The following is a 22,284-nucleotide window of genomic DNA, read 5'->3' as shown; positions in this document are numbered from 1 at the left end:
GTACTTCATTTTTACGCCAATTGAGGTGTGTCGCAACCCTGTACTAAATACGTACACACCTGACCTATGATTCAATAGTCTATTCTGTTATCTGTACACATTCTATTTTTGGTAAAGCACTATGCAGCAACGACTTGCCGCCATTAGGCGCAATATTGAGCAAGCTTGTCAAAAGGTGGGCCGTGATGCGTCTGAGGTGACGTTATTACCGGTGAGCAAAACCTTTGAGGACAGCAAGGTACTGGAAGCCGCCGCGTTGGGGTTAACGCGCTTTGGTGAAAACCGCTTGCCGGATATACGCAAACGTTGCGAGCACATGCCAGACCAGCAGTTTGAGTGGGTAATGATTGGTCATGCGCAAAGCAATAAGGCCAGAGACGTTGCTCGTTATGTGAGCGAGTTACAGTCCTTAGATCGAGAATCGCTTGCCGAGGCACTAGAAAAGCGGTTAGAGCTGGAAGAGCGCACGCTGGATGTGCTGATTCAACTGAAAACGGCTGCTGAAGAGAGCAAAACAGGGTTAGAGCCTGCTGACTTGGTCGCGTTTTTACAGAAATTGAAAGCGTATCCACACTTACACGTTAAGGGTGTGATGACCATGGCCACACAAACGGATGATGAAGCCGAAATACGTCGTTGTTTTAGCGCCGCTAGATCTGCACAGCAGCACGCGTTAGAGGCCGGTTATCCGGTGCACCGGTTATCGATGGGAATGAGCCAAGACTATGTGTTGGCTATTGAAGAAGGCAGCACAGAATTGCGTATAGGGTCGGCATTATTTGGCCACCGCGACTACGTGTAAATACCCGTTAGCCATAAACTAATACTAGGGCGACGGCGCATGGGCTGCGGTACTATTTGCTTGCACTACTTATGGAAGAAAGGAGATCAGAGATGCGTTTAAAACACGTTGTTGCAGCGGTAGCCTCTGCAGTTCTGGGGATGTCGGCAGCACAAGCAGGGACATTGGATGTAGTTAAGGCGCGTGGCTATGTAGCGTGTGGTGTAACTACTGGGTTTGCAGGTTTTTCAGCCCCGAATGACAAGGGTGAGTGGGAAGGTCTGGACGTTGACGTATGTCGCGCCGTGGCCGCAGCTACGTTGGGTGATGCCGAGAAATTTAAAGCTGTACCCTTGAATGCTCAGCAGCGTTTTACGGCGCTACAGTCAGGTGAAGTAGACGTGTTGGCACGTAATACGACGGTGACGCAACAGCGCGATACAGCGGTAGGCGCGATTAGTGCTGGTATTAACTTCTACGATGGTCAGGGCTTCTTGGTACCAGTATCGTTGGGTGTGAATAGTGCCAAAGATTTAAACGGCGCCACGGTATGTATGCAGACAGGTACCTCTAACGAAAACACCATGGCCGACTGGGCACGTGCTCACAACGTGGAATACACACCGGTGGTGTACGACCAGTTTAACGAAGTGGTTAACGCGTTTGTGTCGGGTCGTTGCGATGTGTTCACTACCGATGCGTCTGGTTTGGCCTCTATTCGTATTTCACGCACTGCTAACCCAGCAGACTATGTAGTATTGCCTGAAATTATTTCTAAAGAGCCACTGGGACCATTTGTGCGTCAAGGTGACGATGCATGGTTGAACATTGTGAAATGGTCTTTCCAAGCTATGTTGAATGCTGAAGAGTTGGGCTTAACTTCTGCCAACGTAGACAGCTACTTGGACAGCAAAAACCCAAATATCCAACGTTTGTTGGGTGTTACCGCCGGTTCGGGTAAAAACCTGGGTCTGGACGAAACATGGGCGTACAACATCATCAAACAAGTGGGTAACTACGGCGAAAGCTTTAACCGCACTGTAGGTGAAGGCAGCCCACTGCAGATCAAACGCGGTTTGAACGCGTTGTGGACTGACGGTGGTTTGATGTACGGCTTGCCAGTACGTTAAGCCTTATGTCGGTAGGCCAGAGCGATGCGAGCAAATGCAACTTGCACGTTCTGGTCACTGCCTTGGAAGGTGACAGGTCTGCCCCGTACCGGAAAGCAGATCAAACGTTTAGAAAATAGCATGGGCACAAATTTAGCGTGTCGTATGTCTTGCCATGCAATGTGGCGTTTAAATAGCCAGCTTTGGCTAATGCCATCTTCTGTGATGGTGGTTTGGCCATGGTACATATACCAAGCCATCACAATAATCCCTGTGTAGGCCAACACAATGGCACCAATAATCATAGGGCTTGCGGCCTGCCCATGTGGGCCAGACGCCGTGAGTAGTAAGCGCAACCCAATCCCTATCACTACCAACCATGCTAGCCATGCGATGGCTTTGGGCCATGCTCTGCCTTGTACTGGTAATGTGCCTAATTCGGCGAGTAATGTAGGGGGGATTGAAGGGTTCATGTGCAAGCTACTGGTGCGAAAAACTCAAGGTGTTTAGGTGTGATCAGCGTTAATGCGCTGGTAATGGCCGCTTTGCGACAGGGCAATATTACCCGCCAGCTCTAGCTCCAGTAAATGGGTAGCTAATGTAGCCAAGTCCATGCTGGTGCGTTGTTGGATGGCTTCGGGGCTAATGGGTTCAAAACCCATTACATCCAAAATGTGTTGTTGTTCGCGAGCCAGTGCTGGTGTGCGTGGGGTAGCCGTATGAGGGCGAACTGGCAGTGCATAGTGCGATAAGCGTGGTTGCTTGTGCGCAATTTCTTCCTGTATGTGTTCAGCAGATTCCACCAGCTTGGCACCTTGGCGTATGAGCTGGTGGCAGCCCCTCGCCAAGGGTGAATGTATAGAGCCTGGAATGGCAAAAACTTCGCGGTCTAGTTCTAGCGCTTGTTTGGCCGTAATTAGCGAGCCACTTTTTAGGGCTGCTTCTACGACTAAAACGCCGGTAGCTAATCCGGCCACAATGCGATTGCGCTGCGGAAAATGGTAAGGCAACGCGCGCGTGCCTAACGGAAATTCGCTAATCAGTATGCCGTGCTGTGCAATGCGATGGGCCAAATCGCGATTACGTGCTGGATAAATAATATCCAGCCCAGTGCCTAAAACGGCAATGGTACTGGCATTAGGGTTTTGGGCTTCTAAGCTACCAGCGTGTGCGGCGGCATCAATGCCGCTGGCTAAGCCGCTGACAATACTCCACCCTAGTTCGGTAAGGTGCTTGGCAAAGGCATGCGCATTTTCGTTACCCACTTGCGTGGCGCTGCGGGCACCAACAATGGCTAGGCTGGGCACATTCAAGAGCTGTTTGTTGCCCTTGGCGTAAATTAATAGTGGTGGATCATGGCTTTCTAGCAAAGCTTGTGGGTAATCAGGGTCTGCCAACGTGATGATATGGTTAGGCGTAACCGAGGCCCATTCTAGGGCTTGCTGAATGTGTGTTTCTACATCGGGGCTAGCAGAGGCTTTGAGCTGTGCGGCAAGATTGCTGGGCAGCACTTTGCTTAGCATCCCTACTGGTTGGCTATAAATATCGGGCGGTAGCCCAAAATGCGAGAGCAATGTGCGTGCGTGAGCAGGGCCAAGCGATGGCTCAACGCTTAGGCGTAGCCAGTAATACAGTTCGGAATCAGAGGGGCCGGTGGTAGACATCATGTAGCAGAGTGTGCCATGAAACTGGCGCTAAAAATGGCCATAAGTGTTGCCATTATCCATGTATTTGTAAGGGTGTAGCGTGTATTAGCCATGGAATGGCTGTCTACAGACCGCATGATGGCTTAAAATACCTTTTTAAGTATCGTTTTTGTGTACCGACTAAATGGCTTTACTTCCTATACTCCAATATCCTGATGCTCGTTTGCATACCGTGGCAAAACCTGTTGCGCAAGTGGATGATCGCATTCGCCAATTGGTGAAGGACATGGCTGAAACCATGTACGATGCTCCCGGCGTAGGCTTGGCTGCAACCCAAGTAGACGTGCACGAGCGCGTGGTAGTCATCGACGTATCCGAAGAGGGTAATGACTTACACGTACTGATTAACCCCGAAATTATTTGGCACAGCGACGAAGGGCGCGTGTACGAAGAAGGGTGCTTGTCTGTGCCTGGCGTATACGACAAAGTTGAGCGCTCTGCCCAAGTGCGTGTGCGTGCCTTGAACGAAAAAGGCGAAAGCTACGAATTCGACGCCGACGGTTTGTTGGCTGTGTGTGTACAGCACGAGCTGGACCACCTGCTAGGCAAAGTGTTTGTGGAATACCTCTCTAACCTCAAGCAAGACCGCATTCGTACTCGTTTACGCAAGCAGAAACGCGAAGCTGAAAAGGTGTAGTCAGTATGCGCGTGGTATTTGCGGGCACTCCCGAGTTTGCGCGTCAGGCGCTAGAAGCTATTTTGGCTGCTGGTCACGAGGTGCCCCTCGTGATGACGCAGCCTGATCGTCCTTCTGGGCGAGGGATGAAACTACGCCCTAGCCCTGTAAAAGAAGCAGCCTTAGCGCATGGTATAGAAGTGGCACAACCACAAAGCCTGCGTTTAGATGGTAAATACCCCGAAGATGCCGAGGCCGCGCAGCGTCTATTGCAAACTGTGCAACCTGACGTCATGGTGGTGGCTGCCTATGGCCTAATCTTGCCACAATGGGTGTTGGATTTGCCTAAGTATGGATGTTTGAACATTCATGCCAGCTTATTGCCTCGTTGGCGTGGTGCGGCACCTATACAGCGCGCCATCGAAATGGGTGATGCGCAAACAGGTATCACCATTATGCAAATGGACGCTGGGTTGGATACTGGTGATATGTTGCTGGTGCGTGCGATGGATATACGCCCCGATCATTCCGGTGCGAGCTTGCAAGACGAGCTTACCCATATGGGCGCGGAATGCATCGTGGAAATTCTGCAGCAACTGGCTGATGGCACCGCACCTACAGCGGTGAAGCAGCCTGAGGCCGGCGTAACGTATGCCGAAAAACTGCTGAAAACCGAAGCACCTCTAGATTTCACGCAACCGGCTGTGGCGTTGGAGCGCCGTATTCGCGCTTTTGATCCTATGTTAGGTTCCACCATGGCCTTGGATGGTATCGATGGTTTGGTGAAAGTGTGGCGCGCTGAGGTCTTACCGGCTAACAGTGCAGCCGAGCCTGGACACGTGATTGCCGCCACGGCCGACGGCATCGATGTGGCAACAGGCGACGGTGTGTTGCGCATTACTGAACTACAGCGCCCCGGCAGTAAACGTCAGCCTGTGAGCAGTTTTGTACAAGGTTGGTCCAGAAGCTAAGTTAATGGACGCATACCGCATTGCAGAGGTGCAGATTACAGATAGCGATATTGTGCTGACCTTGCGCAGTGGCGTGGTGCTGCACACCCCTATTCAGCGTTATATACGGGTAGAGAAAGCATCGCCAGACGAACGTACAGCATGGGTGCTGACTGATGATGGCTATGGGGTGAATTGGCCCGCTCTGTGGAAACCTTTCCCAACAGGGATGGTGTCAGTGTGGGATTTGTTGCAAGACCCTTTGTATGATGCTGCGTTGAAGCAGGCAGCAGAGCAAGAATGGGATGTGTCACGCCTCTCTCCACGTGAGCAAGAGCTGGTCGCATTGTGGCGCTTAGAAGCCGACGTGAATAATGGCGGGTTTTTACAGTTTTTCTGTAATTGGGGTGAGGCAAACTGTTTAACTGCTTTGCATGCGTTAGAGGCTATAGGGGCTCAGCACATGTACCGTATCGTGCAGCAAATGTATGCGTTGGTGCAGCCGTACGGTGAAACTGACCGCGAGGTATCATTAGGCGATTTGCCGGTCATGATTTCAGAAGACGATAACGACCAAATGTACGAATTGGATCAGGCGTTTTGGGATTACCCCGATCCGCTACCCGAGTTGGTGGTGCGCCATTACGCCTAAGCCTTTGTGTTAGCTTTGCACACTTGCTTGGCGACGCCATTCAATAATGCCAATCACAATGCCGCTACAACAAATAATAGAAATACCCAGCCACGTGAGTGCATCGGGGAAGTGCCCCCACACTAGCCATCCTAAGGTGGCAGCGCTCACAATCTGCAGGTATAAAAACGGTGCCAGCATCGAGGCCGGGGCACGTTGATAGGCTTGAATTTGCAGCAAATGTCCTAGCCCACCCCAAAAGCCAGTGGACAGCAAAATTAGCCATTGGGTGAGGTCAAAGCCAGACAAAATACTGCTGATTTCTTGCCAGTGAAATGGCACCAGTATGGAGCTGAGTACAGAACCGGTAATACCGCCCCAAATAAGCGTACTAAAAGCGTCATCCAGCGCTAATTTGCGTGTCACTATATGCTGTACAGCAAACAAACAGGCGGTAGTTAGCCCCCATGCCACGCCCACCATATCTAACCCTGAACTGGGGCGGATAATAATTAATACACCCGCAAAACCCGTGGCGGCGGCCACCCAACGTGAAATACGCATGGGCTCATTGAGTACCCACGGTGCTACGGCCAGCATTAATAGTGGCGATAGAAAATTGATAGCAGTGGCTTCAGCTTGCGGTAAATAATGCAGCGCTGTGAAAAAAGTGAAGGTACCAACCAGTGCCACAGTGCCTCGCAGCATCTGCAAGCCGGGGTAACGAATTCGTAGTATGGAGGGCCCTTTTGAGGGCAAGGTGATCATCAGGATTAAGCCCAGATGAACGGTATAGCGTACCCAGCACAACAAGACTAATGAGGCACCAGCACCCATGATCCATTTTCCACTAGCATCAAGGCCAGAGAGCGACCAAGAGGAAAGAATCAGAAGCAAAATGCCAAAGATTGGATTGGGTGCAGCCATGAAGCGATTCCTGCGGTGTCTCGTCGTGAAAATTTTTAATTATGTAAATGATTATCCCTTGTTTGCTACACCTTGTCTGGCGTCCTAGCAAAAAGAGCAGGGATTGTTGTAAAAGATGAAAAAACGTCTCAAAAAAGAAATGCAGGTACGTTGAATCGCTGCATTTCCCCTACGCTATAATGCAAAGATGACCTGTGAAATTCTAATCGTACGCACTTCTTCGCTGGGCGACCTAGTGCATATGCTGCCGGCTATTTCGGACATAGCTAGGCATGTGCCAGACGCACGCATTGACTGGGTAGCTGAAGAGGCATTTGCCGAAATTCCTGCCTGGCATCCGGCTGTGCGCGATGTGATTACCGTAGCGCACAGGCGCTGGCGTAAAGGGTGGTGGACCGCTGAAGTGCGGGCCGAACGTCAACAACTAAAACAACGGTTGGCGAACAAGCGCTACGACATTGTTTTGGATATGCAGGCATTAATGAAATCCATTTGGATCGTACGTCAAACCAATGGTGTGCGTCATGGCTTGGATTGGAAATCAGCACGTGAACCCTTGGCGTCGTTGTTTTATAACGTGAAGCACCGAGTTGAATTCTGGCAACCTGCGGTGATACGTCAACGTACCTTGGCCGCTGCCACTTTTGGCTACACATACGATGGCGCGCCTGATTTTGGTTTGCAGGCTATTAGTGAGCGCGTTCCTGTGCAGCCTTATGCCATCATCATGCCGTCTGCCAGCAGGGATGATAAGTTATGGGCACCAGCAAACTGGTTACGTGTGTTCGATGATCTACAAAGTCGTGGATTGTCGTTACGTCTGTTGGCAGGTAGTCCGTCAGAAAGTGCGCGCGCTGAAGCCTTGATTAAAGGCAGAACAGATGCGCAGGTTATGCCGCGTATGGCGTTGTCCGAAGTTGCCGAGCAGTTGGCGGGTGCAACATTGATGGTGGGCTTAGATAGCGGTTTGACACACTTGTCTGCAGGTTTGGGGCGTCCTACTATTGGTATTTATAAAGCCTCTACACCTGTGCGCACGCCATTAGAAGGTTCTGCGTATACAGCGAGTTTGGGTGAGCGGGGCAGAGAGCCTTCTGCTGAAACTGTCTTAAGTGCCATCAATCAGGCCTTAAGCTCCCCCAGAAATGAAACGCTCACCGGAGCCGATGGCTTCTATCAGCCATAATTCACGATGATGACCCAACTGTGAATCGTTTTTTCTACACTCTATTACTGCGTTTGTTTTCACCACTGCTACTGGCATGGATGGGCCTGCGAGCGCGACGTGTGGGTGGGCGTTGGGATATCTTAGGCGCTAAACGCTTCGGCTATTACCGAGGGCCAAGTTGGCAGTCCAAACCTATTTGGATTCACGCCGTAAGTCTGGGCGAAATTCGTGCAGCGCAGCCTTTGGTTGCTGCGTTATTGAAGCAAGGCCATATTATTTTGCTCACGCATTTGACCTATACCGGTAGGGCAGAAGGTGAGCGCATGTTTACGCAGGAAATTGCTGAGGGGCGTTTGTTCCAGCAGTGGTTGCCCTATGACTTCCCAGGTGCTTGCAAGCGTTTTATTAAGCATTATCAGCCCGCTATCGCGGTCATGATAGAGCGCGAGGTATGGCCTAACTTAATGTACGCGGCCAGCAAGGCCAAGTTACCTGTGGTGCTTGCTAGTGCGAGGTTTTCTGACCAGTCGCTACGTCAAAGTTTGCGTATAGGTAGCATGATGCGGGTGGCGTATTCACGTTTTACGGAAATCTATGCGCAAACCTTGCACGATGCGCAACGCTTAGAGCAAGCAGGTGGTCATGCCGTGCGCGTATCGGGCAACTTTAAGTTCGATGTGCAGCTATCCGAATCGCAAGTGAGCCGTGGGCGCAGTTTTGCGCACAGTGTGGGTAGACGTATTGTGCTGGTAGCGAGCACGCGTGAAGGTGAGGATGAGATGTTCATTCCCGAACTCACTCGCCAAACACGCAAAGAACAGCAAATGGATTTGGACCCGGCGCAGCGTACCCTGTTTTACCTAATCCCACGTCATCCACAACGTTTTGAATCTGCCTTTGCGTTGTTGCAAGCGCAGGGGTTGCATGTGTGTAGACGCACGGATTTGTTAGCTGCTGGTGATGGGTGTAGTTCTGCTGTGTCCATGTGCCGAGAGGCCGATGTGGTGTTGGGTGATAGCTTAGGGGAAATGCCCTGGTATTACGCACAAGCGCAGGTAGCAATTGTCGCGGGGAGCTTTGCACCCTTAGGCGGCCAGAATTTTATTGAAGCCTGCGCATTGGGTGTACCGGTGATTGTAGGCAGTCACACCCGTAATTTTGAGCAAGCCGTGACGGACGCCATTTTAGAGGGTGCAGCATTACGTGCACCCAATGCGGCTACGGCTGTAAAACAAGCCATGGATTTGTTGGAAGACAGGCACAAGCTAGAGAGCATGTCGGATGCAGGCTTGCACTGGGTGCAGCAGCATAAAGGTTCTGTACAGCGCGTGATAGGCGGTATTAACGAAATACTGCAGCGCCAGCAATCCTAAACAGCCAACGGGCGTAACAGTTCTAACAACAGTTCGCGGTGTGCATGGCGCAGGTTATGCAGCCTATCGGTATCAGTGTCGTTAAAAAGCACGGCCAAAATTACCCACTGCAAAGAGGGTGCTGCTGCCAAGAAGAAGTTTTCCGTAATAGGGCTTTTTCGCAGCAAACCACGACGCACGCATTCATCCACAATCAATTGGTCGCGTTGTACGCGTCTATCAATCACTTGCGAATGCCAGTGCTGAATCAGTTCGGGTACACGCACACTTTCAGAAATCAGCAACCTAAAGGTAGTCAGCACAGCTGGGTCTTCTAGCTTGTCGTACTGCTGTGCTAAAAAGGCATCCACGATTTCTTCTACGGACGGGTTTTCAGTGTCTGGCATCCATGACGAATCTACGGGCTTAACGGGTGTAAGTACCGTCATCATCAGCGCTTGGAAGATTTCTTCTTTACTGCGGTAATGGGCGTAAATACCAGCCTTGGAGATTTTTGCGCTCGCGGCAATGCTCTCCATGGTGGTACTGGAGTATCCATTGCTGGTGAACTCAGTGAGGGCAGCATCCAAAATTTCCTGCTTGCGTTTTGCAGCAGGTAGATAACGCCTACGAGGTTTTTTCTCTGTCGCCTTTTTGTCGTCCTCGGACGATGTGGCGCAAGAATCAGGGGTGGGCGTGCAAGGATGGTGGCTGGTAATCATAATAATGCTGAACTTCTGTATAATACAAAACAACCGACCGGACGTTTTATTCTATCAAATCTTTTCATACTGTGAAATAGAGCATGGTTTACACAATAAAGCCTGTGTTGAGTACGGGCACTGCTACATGGCTACAACGACCTACTGTGTTGTTGGCAGCATTGGCGCTCAGTGGTTGCATGTCACTGGCGCCTGACTATGAAGTGCCGCCTTCACCTATACCAGCACAATGGCCGGTGGATGCTCAATCTGATCAGAATCTTAACGCGTCGATAGCCGCTAGTTTACCTTGGCAAAGCTACTTTACGGACCCTCAGCTTCAGCAACTGATTCAGGTTGCATTAGAAAATAACCGTGATTTACGTTTGGCCATCCTCCGAATGGAAGAGGCGCAGGCGGCTTTCAGAATCCAACGTGCGGATCAACTGCCAACGGTAACGGTAGGTGGGCAAGGGGCACGTGGACGAGTGCCCGCTGACTTATCACCAACGGGGCAATCACGGGTAGGTAGCGAATACCGTGCCGAGGTAGGTTTTAATAGTTGGGAAATCGACCTTTGGGGGCGTGTACGCAACCTAAAAGATGCGGCATTACAACGCTGGTTGGCAACCGAAGCGGCGCAACAAGCGGTGCGAGTGGCATTAATCGCCCAAGTGGCGGATGGCTATTTTCAGTTGCGGGGCTTAGATGAGCGCGAAGCGTTAGCAAAACGTACCGTCGAAACACGCGAGAAATCTTACCGTATTTTCAAGCGTCGCTATGAAGAGGGCGCTACCTCTAGGCTAGACCTTACTCAAGTAGAAACACTGCTGCATCAGGCACAAGCTTTGCATGTGAGCTTGCAACAAGCGCGAGCCGCTCAATGGCATGCGCTATATCAGTTGGTCGGTACGGACATTAGTTTGCCAGAGTCTTTGCCGCCGTTGGACACACAGCATGCCATGGTGGCATTAACGCCGGGTCTGCCCTCTGATTTGTTATTGAATAGACCTGACATCATGGCGGCGGAGCATCAGTTACAAGCCGCCAACGCGGATATTGGTGCAGCACGGGCGGCCTTTTTGCCACGTATAGCGCTGACCTCCAGTGTGGGAACGGCTAGTGCAGAATTAGACGATTTGTTCTCATCGGGCAGTAGAGCATGGACTTTTGTGCCTGTTATTTCGTTGCCTATTTTCGATACAGGGCGTAGACAGGCAAACCTTGATATAGCCGAGGTACGACATTCCATGCAAGTAGCAGAATACGAAAAGGCTATTCAGACTGCTTTTAGAGAGGTGTCTGATGCGTTGTCTGCCCAATACTGGTTAGGTGAGCAATTGATTATTCAACGTAATGCTCAGCAGGCGCAGGCAGAACGCGCACGACTGGCGCAATTACGTTACGACAATGGTTCGGCGGCGTATCTGGAAGTGCTGGATGCTGAGCGTGATTTACTAGCAGCAGGCCAGCAACTGGTACAGGTGCGTTATGAGTTATTAGCCAGTCAGGTAAGTTTATATGCCGCTTTAGGTGGTGGCACACAGCAGTCCAAGGAAGAGGCCAAAGCAGCATCTGCCTCAGAGAATGTAGCGAGTCAAAGAGAGTAATGCACAATGAAGAAAAAAATTGTGGTGGTAGCGGGTGTTCTGATTGCCTTAGGCCTGCTTTGGAAGGGCTGGGAGTGGTTTAACGATGATGGTTTGGGCGATGCCTTTGTTAAGGGTAATGGACGTATAGAAGCCACAGAGGTAGATGTGGCCGCTAAGTTGGGCGGCCGTATTGAAAATATTGTGGTCCGAGAGGGCGACTTTGTGACTAAAGATCAGCCATTGGCTTCTATGCAAGTCGATGTGCTGTTGGCTCAGCGTGATGAGGCAGTCGCCAGTCATCAGCAAGCTGAACATGGCGTAGCGGCAGCCCAAGCGCAAGTACGATTGCGCGAGAGTGATGTGCTGGCAGCCCGTGCGCTCATTGCCCAACGTGAGGCCGAGTTAGATGCGGCGCAACGCAGGCTAGCTCGTTCCCGTACGCTATCCAGAGAAGGTGCAGCCTCGGTTCAGGAACTAGACGATGACCGTGCGCGTGTACGCGGTGCAGAGGCTGTATTGGCTGCAACTAAAGCACAAGCAGCGTCGTCAGATGCCGCAGTAGAAGCAGCTAAAGCACAGTTAATTGGTGCGCAATCCACAGTGAAAGCCGCAGAAGCTACGATTGCTCGTATTGATGCCGACTTGCGCGATAGCGAGTTGAAAGCGCCGCGCGCCGGTCGTGTGCAGTTCCGTATCGCTCAACCTGGTGAAGTGCTGGGCGCAGGCGGTAAAGTGCTGAACTTGCTGGATTTAGAAGATGTGTACATGACCTTCTTCTTGCCAGAGTCGGTAGCGGGCCGTGTAGCCATTGGCACCGACGTACGCATTGTATTGGATGCTGCGCCGAATCTGGTGATTCCTGCCAAGGTGTCTTTTGTGGCCAGTAATGCGCAATTCACCCCTAAAACAGTAGAAACCGCAAACGAACGCCAAAAACTGATGTTCCGCGTGCGTGCACATATTTCCCCAGAGCTGCTACGCAAGTACATGGAGCAAGTCAAAGTGGGGCTGCCTGGTGTCGCGTGGATTAAGTTGGATGCAGAGGCGTCGTGGCCGGCATCGTTATCTAACGTTGTTTCGGTAACGGAGTAAGCCATGGCTGAACAAGGTAGCCCAGCAGTGGTTGCCCAAGTTCGAGAGGTCTGGCAACACTACGGTGAAAAAGTAGCCCTGCAGGGATTGAGTCTGGATATTCCTGCCGGGTGCATGGTAGGGTTGTTAGGCCCCGACGGGGTGGGGAAGTCTAGCCTGTTGTCGTTACTGGCAGGCGCGCGTGCCATTCAGAAAGGGCGTATTGATGTGCTGGGCGGTGATATGTCTAGCAAGGAGCACCGCGATAAGGTGTGCCCCAACATTGCCTATATGCCTCAGGGTTTGGGGAAGAACCTCTACTTCACGTTGTCAGTAGAAGAAAACCTGCAATTTTTTGGTAGGTTATTTGGGCACGATGCTGCTGAACGTAGACGCCGCATCGATGAGCTGACTACGGCAACAGGCTTGTATCCGTTTTTGTCGCGACCTGCCGGGAAGTTGTCGGGCGGGATGAAGCAAAAGCTGGGTTTGTGCTGCGCCCTGATTCACGACCCTGATTTTCTGATCTTAGATGAGCCTACTACTGGGGTAGACCCGCTAGCGCGTGCCCAGTTCTGGGACTTAATTGACAGCATACGGGTAGACAGGCCCAGTATGAGTGTGATCGTCGCCACGGCCTATATGGACGAGGCACAACGCTTTGACTGGCTAATGGCGATGGATGATGGCCAGATTTTGGCCACAGGCACACCCGAAGAATTCTTTGAGCGCACCGGTAAACAGAACCTAGAAGAAGCGTTTATAGAGCTGCTGCCAGAGTCTAAGAAGCAAGGTCACGCTGCGGTGGTCATCCCGCCATTAGAGGTGGATGACGACGATATTGCGATTGAGGCTGAAGACCTCACCATGTGCTTTGGTAGTTTCGTCGCGGTGGATAGTGTGTCGTTCCGTATTCGTAGGGGCGAGATCTTTGGGTTTTTGGGCTCAAACGGCTGCGGTAAATCTACGACCATGAAAATGCTGACAGGTTTGTTGCCTGCCACGCGCGGTAAAGCATGGTTGTTTGGGCATGAGGTAGACCCGCATGATTTAGATACCCGCCGTCGTGTGGGATATATGTCCCAAGCGTTTTCGCTGTATAGCGAGCTCACCGTCGATCAAAACTTAGTGCTGCATGCGCAGTTGTTCCACGTCCCTGAGGACGAGTTAGAGCAACGTATTGATGAAATGGTGCAGCGTTTTGATTTGGGCGATGTACGCCATAGCCTGCCTTCTGCGTTGCCGTTGGGGATACGTCAGCGTTTGTCGTTGGCTGTAGCGATGGTGCATAAACCTGAGCTGCTGATTCTAGACGAGCCTACGTCGGGTGTAGACCCCGTTGCTAGGGATGGCTTCTGGCGGTTGTTGGTGGAGCTGTCTAGACGCGATAAAGTCACGATCTTTATTTCTACGCACTTCATGAACGAAGCGGCTCGTTGTGACCGTATGTCCATGATGCACGCCGGTAAAGTGCTAGATAGTGATGCGCCTGCCAAACTGGTAGAAAAGCGTGGTGCAGCGACCCTAGAAGAAGCGTTTATTGGCTATTTGTTAGAAGCCAGTGGCGAAACCATGAGCAGTAAGCCCAGCGAGGCCGAAGCGTTGCACGAAGCTGTCACTGAGCCTGTGGAGACACCGCATGTGCAAAAAGGGTTTAGCTTACAGCGTTTATTAAGCTATACCTGGCGCGAGGCGCTAGAGCTACAGCGAGACCCTATACGTGCGACGTTAGCGCTGGCAGGTTCGCTGATCATGATGTTCATCATGGGCTACGGGATCAGCTTAGACGTTGAAGACCTTAGATATGGGGTGCTAGACCGAGATCAAACCTCTATTAGTCAGAATTACACCCTGAGTTTGGCGGGTTCGCGCTACTTTATCGAGCAGCCACCTATACAAGATTACGACGAGCTCGATAGGCGTATGCGTAGTGGTGAATTGTCGCTTGCTATAGAAATACCACCAGGTTTTGCGCAAAGTGTGAAGCGCGGACAAAATGCAGAAGTAGGTGTGTGGGTAGATGGTGCAATGCCTACGCGTGCGGAAACTATTCAAGGCTATGTGCAGGGCATACACCAGCATTGGTTGTTAGACCAAGCCGAGCAGTCAGGGTTAAGTTATACGCTGCCTGCGGGCATAGAATCCCGCTACCGCTATAACCCTGATGTGCGTAGTTTGCCAGCGATGGTGCCTGTAGTCATACCGCTGTTGCTATTGATGTTCCCTGCGATGCTAACAGCGTTGGCTGTAGTACGAGAGAAAGAATTAGGTGCCATTATTAACTTGTATGTGACGCCAGTCACCCGCTTGGAGTTCTTGCTTGGGAAGCAAATTCCGTATGTGCTGTTAGCGCTGCTGAACTTCTTGTGCATGTGCTTGTTGGCGGTGACGGTGTTTGGTGTGCCTATGAAAGGCAGCTTTGTGACGCTGTTTTTGGCGGCTTTACTGTTCACCATTATTTCTACCGGCATGGGGCTATTGGCATCGGCGATTACACGCAGTCAGATTGCCGCACTGTTCTTGGCCCTGATTGGTACCTTAATTCCAGCAGTGCAGTTCGCCGGCATGTTGAACCCTGTATCTTCTTTGGAAGGGGTGGGACGGTTGGTGGGGGATATTTACCCTGCTACCTACATGTTCATTATTAGCCGTGGAGTGTTTGGTAAAGGGTTAGGCTTGCACGATTTGGCCAGTACCTTTGTGCCGCTATTGATTGCGGTGCCCGTGATCATAGGCTTGTCTGTGCTGTTATTACGCAAGCAGGAGCATTGAGATGCGACAGTTACGCAATATCTTTCTTCTTGGGCGTAAAGAGCTATGGAGCTTGTGGCGCGACCCCATGCTGTTGCTGCTGATTGTGTATATCTTTAGTGTGTCGGTGTACACCAGCGCAACGGCCATGCCTGAAACGTTACACAACGCGGTGATTGCTATTGTGGATGAAGACGAATCACCGTTATCCACACGTATTAGCTCCGCTTTTTATCCACCGCAGTTTGCGTCACCACAGAACATCACATTAAGTGAAATGGATGCAGGGATGGACAGGGGGGATTACACCTTTGTGCTGAATATTCCTCCAGGATTCCAACGCGATGTACTGGCTGGACGTAGCCCCGATGTGCAGTTGAACGTGGATGCTACCCGTATGAGCCAAGCGTTTACGGGGAATAACTATATCCAGCAAATTGTGAATGGTGAGGTGCAGGAGTTCTTGCAGCGTTACCGCACTACGCAATCGCTGCCCATTAATTTAGAAATTCGCCAGCGTTTTAACCCCACGCTAGAGCGTAGTTGGTTTGGTAGTATCGTAGAGGTGATTAACTCGGTCACCATGCTGTCCATTATTTTGACCGGTGCAGCGTTAATCCGTGAGCGCGAGCACGGCACAATTGAACATTTGCTGGTGATGCCGGTCACACCAGGAGAGATCATGGTGTCGAAGATCTGGTCCATGGGTTTGGTGGTCGTGCTGGCAACCTTTACATCGTTGATGCTAGTGGTACAGGGACTACTGAAAGTGCCTATTGAAGGCTCTATAGGCTTGTTTCTGTGCGGTGCCGCTTTATGCGTGTTTGCCATGACCTCACTAGGGATTTACTTGGCAACACTGGCACGTAGTATGCCGCAGTTCGGATTGCTGCTGGTATTGATTTTATTGCCTTTGCAAATGCTGTCTGGGGGGATGACACCGCGTGAGAGTATGCCCGAATTGGTGCAGATCATCATGCAGGCCGCTCCGACGACGCATTTTGTGGAAATAGGCCAGGCTATTCTTTTTCGCGGCGCCGGGCTTGCCGTGGTATGGCCTGCATTCTTAGCCCTATTCGCGATTGGTGTTGTGCTGTTTTTGCTGTCATTGCGACGCTTCAGAAGCACGATCAATCAAATGGCTTAAAGGCCGTTGGACAAGGTGTAACGGGTAGTTAACGTAGGGCCTTGGAGTCATGCAGCGGCATTTTTCAGATTGCTTTACAGCTTTTGGGAGAGCAAAGATGGCGAGTCGTAAACCCACTTCACCTTCAGAGTCCACACCCTTTTCAGCAGCATGGAATTACGCCGAGGCGGGGGCTGAGTACGTTAAGGATTTTTGGCAGCGTAGCGTGCTGTATGCCGATGTGAGACGCCAACGTGGCGACCAATATCGTGAACACTTAGAAGAAGATGCACCAACGGTATTGAAGTTTGAGTACGAGCAGTTGCTGTGCGGCAAGGACTTGCCACGTCCGGTGAACTATTCATTGATGCGTATTATTCCTCCTGCTGATGTGAAGCTGGATGAGAACAAGCGCCCATTTATCATTATCGATCCGCGTGCAGGGCATGGCCCCGGTATTGGTGGTTTTAAGGCGGAAAGTGAAATGGGTGCGGCATTAAGCGCTGGCCATCCATGTTACTTCGTCGGCTTTTTGCCAGACCCAATCCCCGGTCAAACTGTAGAAGATGTGATTCGTGCCGAAGCAGAGTTTGTACGGCATGTGGGTGAGTTGCATGCGCACAGCGAAGGTAAACCCGCTGTTATTGGTAATTGCCAAGCGGGTTGGCAGATTTTGATGACGGCAGCGTTATGGCCTGAGCTGTTTGGTCCCATTATCGTGGCCGGTGCACCGCTGTCGTACTGGGCGGGCGATAACCCTATGCGTTACACAGGTGGTCTGTTAGGCGGTAGCTGGTTGACGGCCATGACTAGCGACCTGGGCAATGGCCGCTTTGACGGCGCGTGGTTGGTAGAGAACTTCGAGAACCTTGATCCCGCCAATACCTTATGGAATAAGCAATATAACTTATTTGCGAATGTAGATACCGAAGGCCCTCGGTATTTGGATTTCGAGAAATATTGGGGTGGTTATGTATTTTTAAACGATGTGGAAATGCAATACATCGTCGATGAATTGTTCATCGGCAATAAGTTGTCCACAGCTCGTTTAATGACCTCTGATGGCTTGCGTATTGATTTACGTAATATACGTTCACCCATACTGGTTTTCTGCTCGTATGGGGACAATATTACGCCGCCCGGTCAGGCGTTAGGCTGGATTACCGATTTATATAGAAATGACGATGAAGTGCTGAGCCATGACCAAACAATTGTCTACGCTACGCACGACAGTATTGGTCATTTGGGTATTTTTGTATCGTCACGGGTAGGCAGCAAAGAATACAGAGAATTTACTAGCCACATAGACACCATAGATTTGTTGCCAGCAGGGATCTATCACGCTTCGGTAGAAGATTGCGACGAGGTGCGCGCGGCATGCCCGGTGGATGACCCGTATATGCTGAAGCTGCGCCGTAGTAGCGTAGAGGAAGTGCGCGAAATTGTGCGGCCTGACCAAGAGTCTGAAAAGCGTTTTGCTGCCGCTGCTAAGGTGTCCGAGATCAACCTAGCGCTGTACCGTAATTTGATGCAGCCATGGGTGCGTGCATTTGCGACACCGTATACCGCGTATTGGATGCAAACCTTGCATCCGCTACGTACCTCATATGAGTGGTGGAGCAGCAATCATCCTTTTGCTGCATGGTTAGGCGAGCAAGCTGAACAAGTGCGAGCTAACCGAGCACCGGCGAGCGCGGATAACCCCTTCTTGCTATGGCAAGAGCAGGTGTCGGGTGCGATTACGCGCTTTCTGAATCACTATAGAGATAACCGAGATCAGGGTTATGCGGCATTTTTTGATGCACTCTATGGTTCGCCATGGGTACAGGCCTTGGCAGGTAGAGCCGTGCAGGATACGTCAGCGGTACGACAGCACCCAGGAGAGTCGCCAGAACATAAGGCGTATGTGGAGGCTACCTTGAAGCACTTAGGCGCACGTATGGATCAAGGTGGGCTGGCAGAGGCAGCGATACGGTCTATGTTTTATGTGTTGAAGGAACGTGGTGAGGCGGATGATAGGCATTTCCATCATGCCACACAGATGGATCAGGCTGGTTGGCTCAAGGGTAGTGAACGCGTGGCGTTTCGTCAGCTATTGCGTGAACAAGCTTTGTTACTGCATATGGATGAGAATGCAGCTATTGAGGCAATTCCAGGTTTGTTGCAAGACGCATCACCAGCAGCCATTAAGCAGTTGGCAGAGTTCTTGCTAGGGTTGGCACGTAGCAGTGAGAATCAGTTGTCTAAGGCTGAGGCCAAAGCGCTGGAACGTATCATTGTGATATTAGGTGGCGTATTAGCGCAGAAGGAGCAAGCTGCTAATGTGACATCAACTGTTACAGAAAATGTAAACAAATCTATACCGGCTTCTATTCCTGTTAAAACTGTTAAGGCACGTAAAGTATCTACACGCGCTGCAAAGAAAACAGTTGCTAATAACAAACAGGAAAATGAAAAGAAATAATAAAATAATAATTTATTGATATAGATTAAGAAGAAATAAAAAAAGCCCTGATTTAAATCAGGGCTTTTTTAATATTCTTTACGAATATCGTGTCAGGCTATGTTACAGAGCTTGCACGGATTTGGCTTGTGGGCCTTTTTGGCCTTCAGCTGGCTCGTAAGAAACGCGTTGGTTTTCTTGCAGAGATTTGAAGCCTGTACCGATGATGTCGGAGTGGTGAACGAACAGATCTTTGCCACCGCTCTCAGGAGTGATGAAGCCAAAGCCTTTTTCGTTGTTGAACCATTTAACAATACCAGTTTCTGTTTGCATGATTGTTGCAATCCCTAAAAATGACGAGCACGTGCTCTAAGAAAAGATTGTCAAGGTGTAAAAATCAGGCAACTGGTATATGTATACCGCATTGAACGAACTTACAACTATCTTGATAACCTACGAATCGAATCGTATTACGGGCATTGATTGGCGTCAAGCAGAACCCGTATACGAATACAATTATTAACGCATGAAATTGTTAATAGAGGCTACTGGTATTAATACTAGGAGCATTTAAAGGTTGTGATATTTACGACCAATTTCTACAGTGGCGTTAAAAAACCCATCTTTGCTACCACAGTCATAGCGAGTGCCTTCGTATTGGCGCGCAAATACATTACGCGTTTTCAATAAACTAGCGATACCGTCAGTAAGTTGAATCTCGCCACCAGCGCCGGGTTGCGTTTTGCGCAAATGCTCAAAAATCTCAGGTTCTAATACGTAACGACCTACTACGGCTTGTGTAGACGGTGCATCTTCTGGGCGTGGCTTTTCCACAATACCCTGCAGTCTAGTGGTAGTGGAGTCCACGCTGGTACCAGACACAATGCCGTATTTGCTGGTGTCTTGGCGATCTACTTGCTGAGTCGCTACGATGCTGCCGTTATATTGGTGAGCCGCTTCTACTAATTGTCTAGCAACGGGCGTTTGTGCATCAATTAAGTCATCTGCCAACAGCACGAGAAATGGCTCATCACCCACGATAGGGGCAGCACACAGCACAGCATGGCCTAGACCTAAGGGAGCAGGCTGGCGTGTGTAAATACAGCTTACATAGGGTGGAATAATGTTTTGTACGCGCTCAAGCAGCTCGATTTTGTTTTTGTTGGTGAGTTCTGCTTCCAGCTCGGGCATGCTGTCGAAGTGATCTTCAATAGCACGTTTGTTACGTCCTGTAATAAAAATCAGTTCAGTAACGCCTGCTGCAATGGCTTCTTCAACCGCATATTGAATCAACGGTTTGTCTACCACGGGCAACATCTCTTTAGGCATTGCTTTGGTGGCAGGAAGAAAACGGGTACCTAGGCCCGCAACAGGGAAAACGGCTTTACGTACAGGTTTCATAAAGGTAACTAAGTCCAGAGGATGTGGTGTTAAGACAGTGCCAAGGCCGAACCTACAGTAACCGCCTCTTCATTTACAAATGGAGCGGGGCTAATACTGCGTCCGTATTCACTGGGTTGAACGCCAAAAAAGCCCTGACCGTAAGCTAGCAGCGCCACGTTTGCAATCAGACAGAGCAGGGCGATGTATTTCATATGGCGATCAGAGAATAGTGATGACTATGAATAATGACGGGAATTGTAGCGCTTATGATCGCATGAATCTATGCGAGATGATTGGTAAGAATCGCTAAGCCGTCTAGTGTAGGGGTATCAAACCAGCGGGGGTCGGGCAGCGCTAGCGCAGTCAATTGCCGCATTCTAGCGAAACTTTGGTGTAATTCGTCTTCTACTAAAGGCTTACCGCCACCACTGCAAAATACCTGTGGGGCATGGCCTGTAGCCTGATGGGTGATCAGCCATTGGCGTACTACAGCCCCTGCCTGTGCTGCGGCTATGCCTGAATGAATCGCCGCGGCAGTATGGTTAGGAAAATCCTGCAGCGCGCCATCTTCAGCGCCTAGTCGTGCTGTGTTCTGACTGAGTGCATGTTGCATCAGTTGTGGGCCAGGTAAGATCAAACCGCCTTTAAATTCATGGGCGTCATCGTAGGGTACGATTGCATCCACGGTAGTCGCTGTACCAAAACTTACATGTAAAAATGCAGTGGTTGGAGCGTGTGTTTGTAAGCCTATGGCGGATACCCAGCGATCGGCGCCTAGTCGTTCGGGGTGCTGATAGCGGTTGTGTAAGTGTTGGTAGGGCGTGTCGCCGGTTTGCCAATGAATAGCTGGAATACCATGCGCATGTAGCACGGCTTGTACTTGAGCCGCTAGGGCCTCGCTGGCGACGTTAACACCTATGGCTCCGGTAACTGGCTGTGTCAGATGTTGGCTCAACCAGGTGCCAATGGGGCTCAAGTCGGTGTGGGGGCAGGCTAAGGTCAAAGGCAGACGCGTACGGCTGTTGGTATCCACTAGGCCTAGTTTGACGCGGGTGTTACCTATGTCTACGAGTACATACATGGTGGTATTTCCCTTAGCGTGCGGTAGAAGGCCGGACGGAGACTTCCCCTACAGATACGGCTTGCGTGCCCAGTGCGCTACGCATCATCAATTGTCCTTGAGCGTTGACGCCTTGAGCGATGCCAGTTTGTAAGATTTTATCGTTATGAATGATGTTGATGTGTTGGCCTAACAAGGCATCTACGTGTGCAAAGCGCTCGGGTAGCGTAGCAAAACCGTAGGCTGTGGCTTCATTCATGGCGGTGTACAGAGCGGCGCACATGGCAGCAACTAGGTCGCTAGGGCGGTGCTCAGGCATGTCGCTGCATTCGTTACTAATACTCTGCCAGTCGGCCACGGGGCGTTGTAGTGACTCGCTGAGTGAGCGTGCATCATTTAAATTGAGCCCTATACCAATGACCACTACATGGTGGTCTTTGCTTTCGGGGGCAGTGCTGGCGCGTGTGACTTCAGTCAGGATTCCGGCCAGTTTGGCGTCATACCACAGCAAGTCATTGGGCCATTTCAGTTTTAAGGCCACGCGATGACGTTCAGGCAGAAGTTTGCGTAGAGCCTCGCAGATAACAACGCCGCATAGTGGGGATAGGGTGGCTAGTGCATGTGGGGGGACAAAAATATCAAAAGCACACGAAAACATCAGGTGCGCCCCTTCGCTATTTTTCCATGTACGGCCTGCGCGACCTCTACCGCGATCTTGCAAGTGGGCTCCTAGTAGCCAAGGACGCAGGGAGGGGTTCTCTTCTCTGGCCCATTGCAGCAAGTCAGCATTGGTAGAGTCAGTACGTGCTACCCACTCAATGCGGGGGAAGTGCGGTAGTGCTTGGCGTAACTGGGACACCATGCGACTGGGAGAGGTAAGCGAAGGCGCATGTTCAGACATGGTAATGACAGCGAGA

General features: G+C 50.8%; 21 protein-coding genes. 12 read left to right on the top strand and 9 right to left on the bottom strand.

All coding sequences use genetic code 11. The features are described 5' to 3' along the window. Positions 1-121: 121 nt before the first annotated feature. Positions 122-802 carry a YggS family pyridoxal phosphate-dependent enzyme gene (locus tag GY634_RS07935; RefSeq protein ID WP_166408006.1) on the top strand — a complete coding sequence of 227 codons (681 nt, stop codon included), beginning with the start codon at positions 122-124 and terminating at the stop codon, positions 800-802. Between the two features lie 92 nt (positions 803-894). Then, positions 895-1,911, top strand: coding sequence for an amino acid ABC transporter substrate-binding protein (locus tag GY634_RS07930; protein WP_166408005.1), 1,017 nt, complete (start codon positions 895-897; stop codon positions 1,909-1,911). Here GY634_RS07930 and GY634_RS07925 read toward each other — a convergent pair. Further along, on the bottom strand, positions 1,908-2,363 hold the full coding sequence (locus GY634_RS07925; RefSeq protein ID WP_166408004.1) for a hypothetical protein: 456 nt from the start codon (positions 2,361-2,363) through the stop codon (positions 1,908-1,910). The two genes, GY634_RS07930 and GY634_RS07925, sit on opposite strands and share 4 nt — an antisense overlap. 33 nt (positions 2,364-2,396) lie before the next feature. Beyond that, positions 2,397-3,554: a DNA-processing protein DprA gene (gene dprA / locus GY634_RS07920; RefSeq protein ID WP_166408132.1), complete on the bottom strand. Its 1,158-nt coding sequence runs from the start codon at positions 3,552-3,554 to the stop codon at positions 2,397-2,399. Between the two features lie 166 nt (positions 3,555-3,720). Here dprA and def point away from each other — a divergent pair, with 166 nt between their 5' ends. From def to GY634_RS07905, 3 genes are read left to right on the top strand one after another with little or no spacing between them, the layout of a single operon-like run. Beyond that, the gene (gene def / locus GY634_RS07915) at positions 3,721-4,233 is read left to right on the top strand and encodes a peptide deformylase (protein WP_166408003.1); all 513 of its coding nucleotides are present in this window, start codon (positions 3,721-3,723) and stop codon (positions 4,231-4,233) included. 5 nt (positions 4,234-4,238) lie between these two features. Next, positions 4,239-5,183: a methionyl-tRNA formyltransferase gene (gene fmt, locus GY634_RS07910; protein ID WP_166408002.1), complete on the top strand. Its 945-nt coding sequence runs from the start codon at positions 4,239-4,241 to the stop codon at positions 5,181-5,183. Between the two features lie 4 nt (positions 5,184-5,187). Continuing rightward, a complete protein-coding gene (locus GY634_RS07905; protein WP_166408001.1) occupies positions 5,188-5,814 on the top strand; it encodes a DMP19 family protein in 627 nt (208 codons plus the stop codon). A 9-nt stretch (positions 5,815-5,823) separates the two neighbouring features. On the opposite strand, the gene GY634_RS07900 is transcribed toward GY634_RS07905, so the two are convergent. After that, positions 5,824-6,720 carry a DMT family transporter gene (locus GY634_RS07900; protein WP_166408000.1) on the bottom strand — a complete coding sequence of 299 codons (897 nt, stop codon included), beginning with the start codon at positions 6,718-6,720 and terminating at the stop codon, positions 5,824-5,826. A gap of 187 nt (positions 6,721-6,907) precedes the next feature. Here GY634_RS07900 and waaC point away from each other — a divergent pair, with 187 nt between their 5' ends. Both waaC and GY634_RS07890 read left to right on the top strand, forming a co-directional pair. After that, entirely contained in the window at positions 6,908-7,906 is a 999-nt protein-coding gene (gene waaC / locus GY634_RS07895) for a lipopolysaccharide heptosyltransferase I (protein WP_166407999.1), read from the top strand. Between the two features lie 20 nt (positions 7,907-7,926). Next, complete coding sequence (locus GY634_RS07890) at positions 7,927-9,261, top strand: 3-deoxy-D-manno-octulosonic acid transferase (protein ID WP_166407998.1); 1,335 nt, start codon at positions 7,927-7,929, stop codon at positions 9,259-9,261. On the opposite strand, the gene GY634_RS07885 is transcribed toward GY634_RS07890, so the two are convergent. Beyond that, positions 9,258-9,962, bottom strand: coding sequence for a TetR/AcrR family transcriptional regulator (locus GY634_RS07885; RefSeq protein ID WP_166407997.1), 705 nt, complete (start codon positions 9,960-9,962; stop codon positions 9,258-9,260). The two genes, GY634_RS07890 and GY634_RS07885, sit on opposite strands and share 4 nt — an antisense overlap. Positions 9,963-10,045: 83 nt before the next feature. Here GY634_RS07885 and GY634_RS07880 point away from each other — a divergent pair, with 83 nt between their 5' ends. From GY634_RS07880 to GY634_RS07860, 5 genes are all read left to right on the top strand, one after another. Beyond that, positions 10,046-11,551 (top strand): efflux transporter outer membrane subunit, encoded by a 1,506-nt coding sequence (locus tag GY634_RS07880; RefSeq protein ID WP_166407996.1) that lies wholly within the window; start codon positions 10,046-10,048, stop codon positions 11,549-11,551. A 6-nt stretch (positions 11,552-11,557) separates the two neighbouring features. Beyond that, positions 11,558-12,625: an HlyD family secretion protein gene (locus GY634_RS07875; RefSeq protein WP_166407995.1), complete on the top strand. Its 1,068-nt coding sequence runs from the start codon at positions 11,558-11,560 to the stop codon at positions 12,623-12,625. Between the two features lie 3 nt (positions 12,626-12,628). After that, positions 12,629-15,376, top strand: a complete 2,748-nt coding sequence (gene rbbA / locus GY634_RS07870; RefSeq protein WP_166407994.1) for a ribosome-associated ATPase/putative transporter RbbA — start codon at positions 12,629-12,631, stop codon at positions 15,374-15,376. Position 15,377: 1 nt separating this feature from the next. Beyond that, entirely contained in the window at positions 15,378-16,502 is a 1,125-nt protein-coding gene (locus GY634_RS07865; RefSeq protein WP_166407993.1) for an ABC transporter permease, read from the top strand. 97 nt (positions 16,503-16,599) lie between these two features. Further along, complete coding sequence (locus tag GY634_RS07860) at positions 16,600-18,945, top strand: DUF3141 domain-containing protein (protein ID WP_166407992.1); 2,346 nt, start codon at positions 16,600-16,602, stop codon at positions 18,943-18,945. A gap of 102 nt (positions 18,946-19,047) precedes the next feature. On the opposite strand, the gene GY634_RS07855 is transcribed toward GY634_RS07860, so the two are convergent. From GY634_RS07855 to GY634_RS07835, 5 genes are all read right to left on the bottom strand, one after another. Next, complete coding sequence (locus GY634_RS07855) at positions 19,048-19,257, bottom strand: cold-shock protein (RefSeq protein ID WP_135867225.1); 210 nt, start codon at positions 19,255-19,257, stop codon at positions 19,048-19,050. Positions 19,258-19,494: 237 nt separating this feature from the next. After that, positions 19,495-20,325, bottom strand: a complete 831-nt coding sequence (galU, locus tag GY634_RS07850) for a UTP--glucose-1-phosphate uridylyltransferase GalU (protein ID WP_166407991.1) — start codon at positions 20,323-20,325, stop codon at positions 19,495-19,497. 29 nt (positions 20,326-20,354) lie between these two features. Next, complete coding sequence (locus tag GY634_RS07845) at positions 20,355-20,519, bottom strand: hypothetical protein (protein ID WP_166407990.1); 165 nt, start codon at positions 20,517-20,519, stop codon at positions 20,355-20,357. Between the two features lie 68 nt (positions 20,520-20,587). Continuing rightward, the gene (locus GY634_RS07840; protein ID WP_166407989.1) at positions 20,588-21,388 is read right to left on the bottom strand and encodes a type III pantothenate kinase; all 801 of its coding nucleotides are present in this window, start codon (positions 21,386-21,388) and stop codon (positions 20,588-20,590) included. A 13-nt stretch (positions 21,389-21,401) separates the two neighbouring features. Next, positions 21,402-22,268: a biotin--[acetyl-CoA-carboxylase] ligase gene (locus GY634_RS07835; protein ID WP_166407988.1), complete on the bottom strand. Its 867-nt coding sequence runs from the start codon at positions 22,266-22,268 to the stop codon at positions 21,402-21,404. Positions 22,269-22,284 lie beyond the last annotated feature (16 nt).

Source organism: Paenalcaligenes suwonensis, from assembly GCF_011290505.1.
Taxonomy (GTDB): Bacteria; Pseudomonadota; Gammaproteobacteria; order Burkholderiales; family Burkholderiaceae_B; genus Paenalcaligenes; species Paenalcaligenes suwonensis.
This window is presented reverse-complemented; position numbering and strand designations above follow the sequence as displayed.

Coding starts and splice junctions, on each gene's coding strand:
- GY634_RS07935 (WP_166408006.1), top strand. CDS start 122: ATGCAGCAACGACTTGCCGCCATTAGGCGCAATATTGAGCAAGCTTGT.
- galU (WP_166407991.1), bottom strand. CDS start 20,325: ATGAAACCTGTACGTAAAGCCGTTTTCCCTGTTGCGGGCCTAGGTACC.
- GY634_RS07880 (WP_166407996.1), top strand. CDS start 10,046: ATGGTTTACACAATAAAGCCTGTGTTGAGTACGGGCACTGCTACATGG.
- waaC (WP_166407999.1), top strand. CDS start 6,908: ATGACCTGTGAAATTCTAATCGTACGCACTTCTTCGCTGGGCGACCTA.
- GY634_RS07875 (WP_166407995.1), top strand. CDS start 11,558: ATGAAGAAAAAAATTGTGGTGGTAGCGGGTGTTCTGATTGCCTTAGGC.
- GY634_RS07885 (WP_166407997.1), bottom strand. CDS start 9,962: ATGATTACCAGCCACCATCCTTGCACGCCCACCCCTGATTCTTGCGCC.
- GY634_RS07855 (WP_135867225.1), bottom strand. CDS start 19,257: ATGCAAACAGAAACTGGTATTGTTAAATGGTTCAACAACGAAAAAGGC.
- GY634_RS07835 (WP_166407988.1), bottom strand. CDS start 22,268: ATGTCTGAACATGCGCCTTCGCTTACCTCTCCCAGTCGCATGGTGTCC.
- dprA (WP_166408132.1), bottom strand. CDS start 3,554: ATGTCTACCACCGGCCCCTCTGATTCCGAACTGTATTACTGGCTACGC.
- fmt (WP_166408002.1), top strand. CDS start 4,239: ATGCGCGTGGTATTTGCGGGCACTCCCGAGTTTGCGCGTCAGGCGCTA.
- GY634_RS07930 (WP_166408005.1), top strand. CDS start 895: ATGCGTTTAAAACACGTTGTTGCAGCGGTAGCCTCTGCAGTTCTGGGG.
- GY634_RS07865 (WP_166407993.1), top strand. CDS start 15,378: ATGCGACAGTTACGCAATATCTTTCTTCTTGGGCGTAAAGAGCTATGG.
- rbbA (WP_166407994.1), top strand. CDS start 12,629: ATGGCTGAACAAGGTAGCCCAGCAGTGGTTGCCCAAGTTCGAGAGGTC.
- def (WP_166408003.1), top strand. CDS start 3,721: ATGGCTTTACTTCCTATACTCCAATATCCTGATGCTCGTTTGCATACC.
- GY634_RS07845 (WP_166407990.1), bottom strand. CDS start 20,519: ATGAAATACATCGCCCTGCTCTGTCTGATTGCAAACGTGGCGCTGCTA.
- GY634_RS07860 (WP_166407992.1), top strand. CDS start 16,600: ATGGCGAGTCGTAAACCCACTTCACCTTCAGAGTCCACACCCTTTTCA.
- GY634_RS07900 (WP_166408000.1), bottom strand. CDS start 6,720: ATGGCTGCACCCAATCCAATCTTTGGCATTTTGCTTCTGATTCTTTCC.
- GY634_RS07925 (WP_166408004.1), bottom strand. CDS start 2,363: ATGAACCCTTCAATCCCCCCTACATTACTCGCCGAATTAGGCACATTA.
- GY634_RS07840 (WP_166407989.1), bottom strand. CDS start 21,388: ATGTATGTACTCGTAGACATAGGTAACACCCGCGTCAAACTAGGCCTA.
- GY634_RS07905 (WP_166408001.1), top strand. CDS start 5,188: ATGGACGCATACCGCATTGCAGAGGTGCAGATTACAGATAGCGATATT.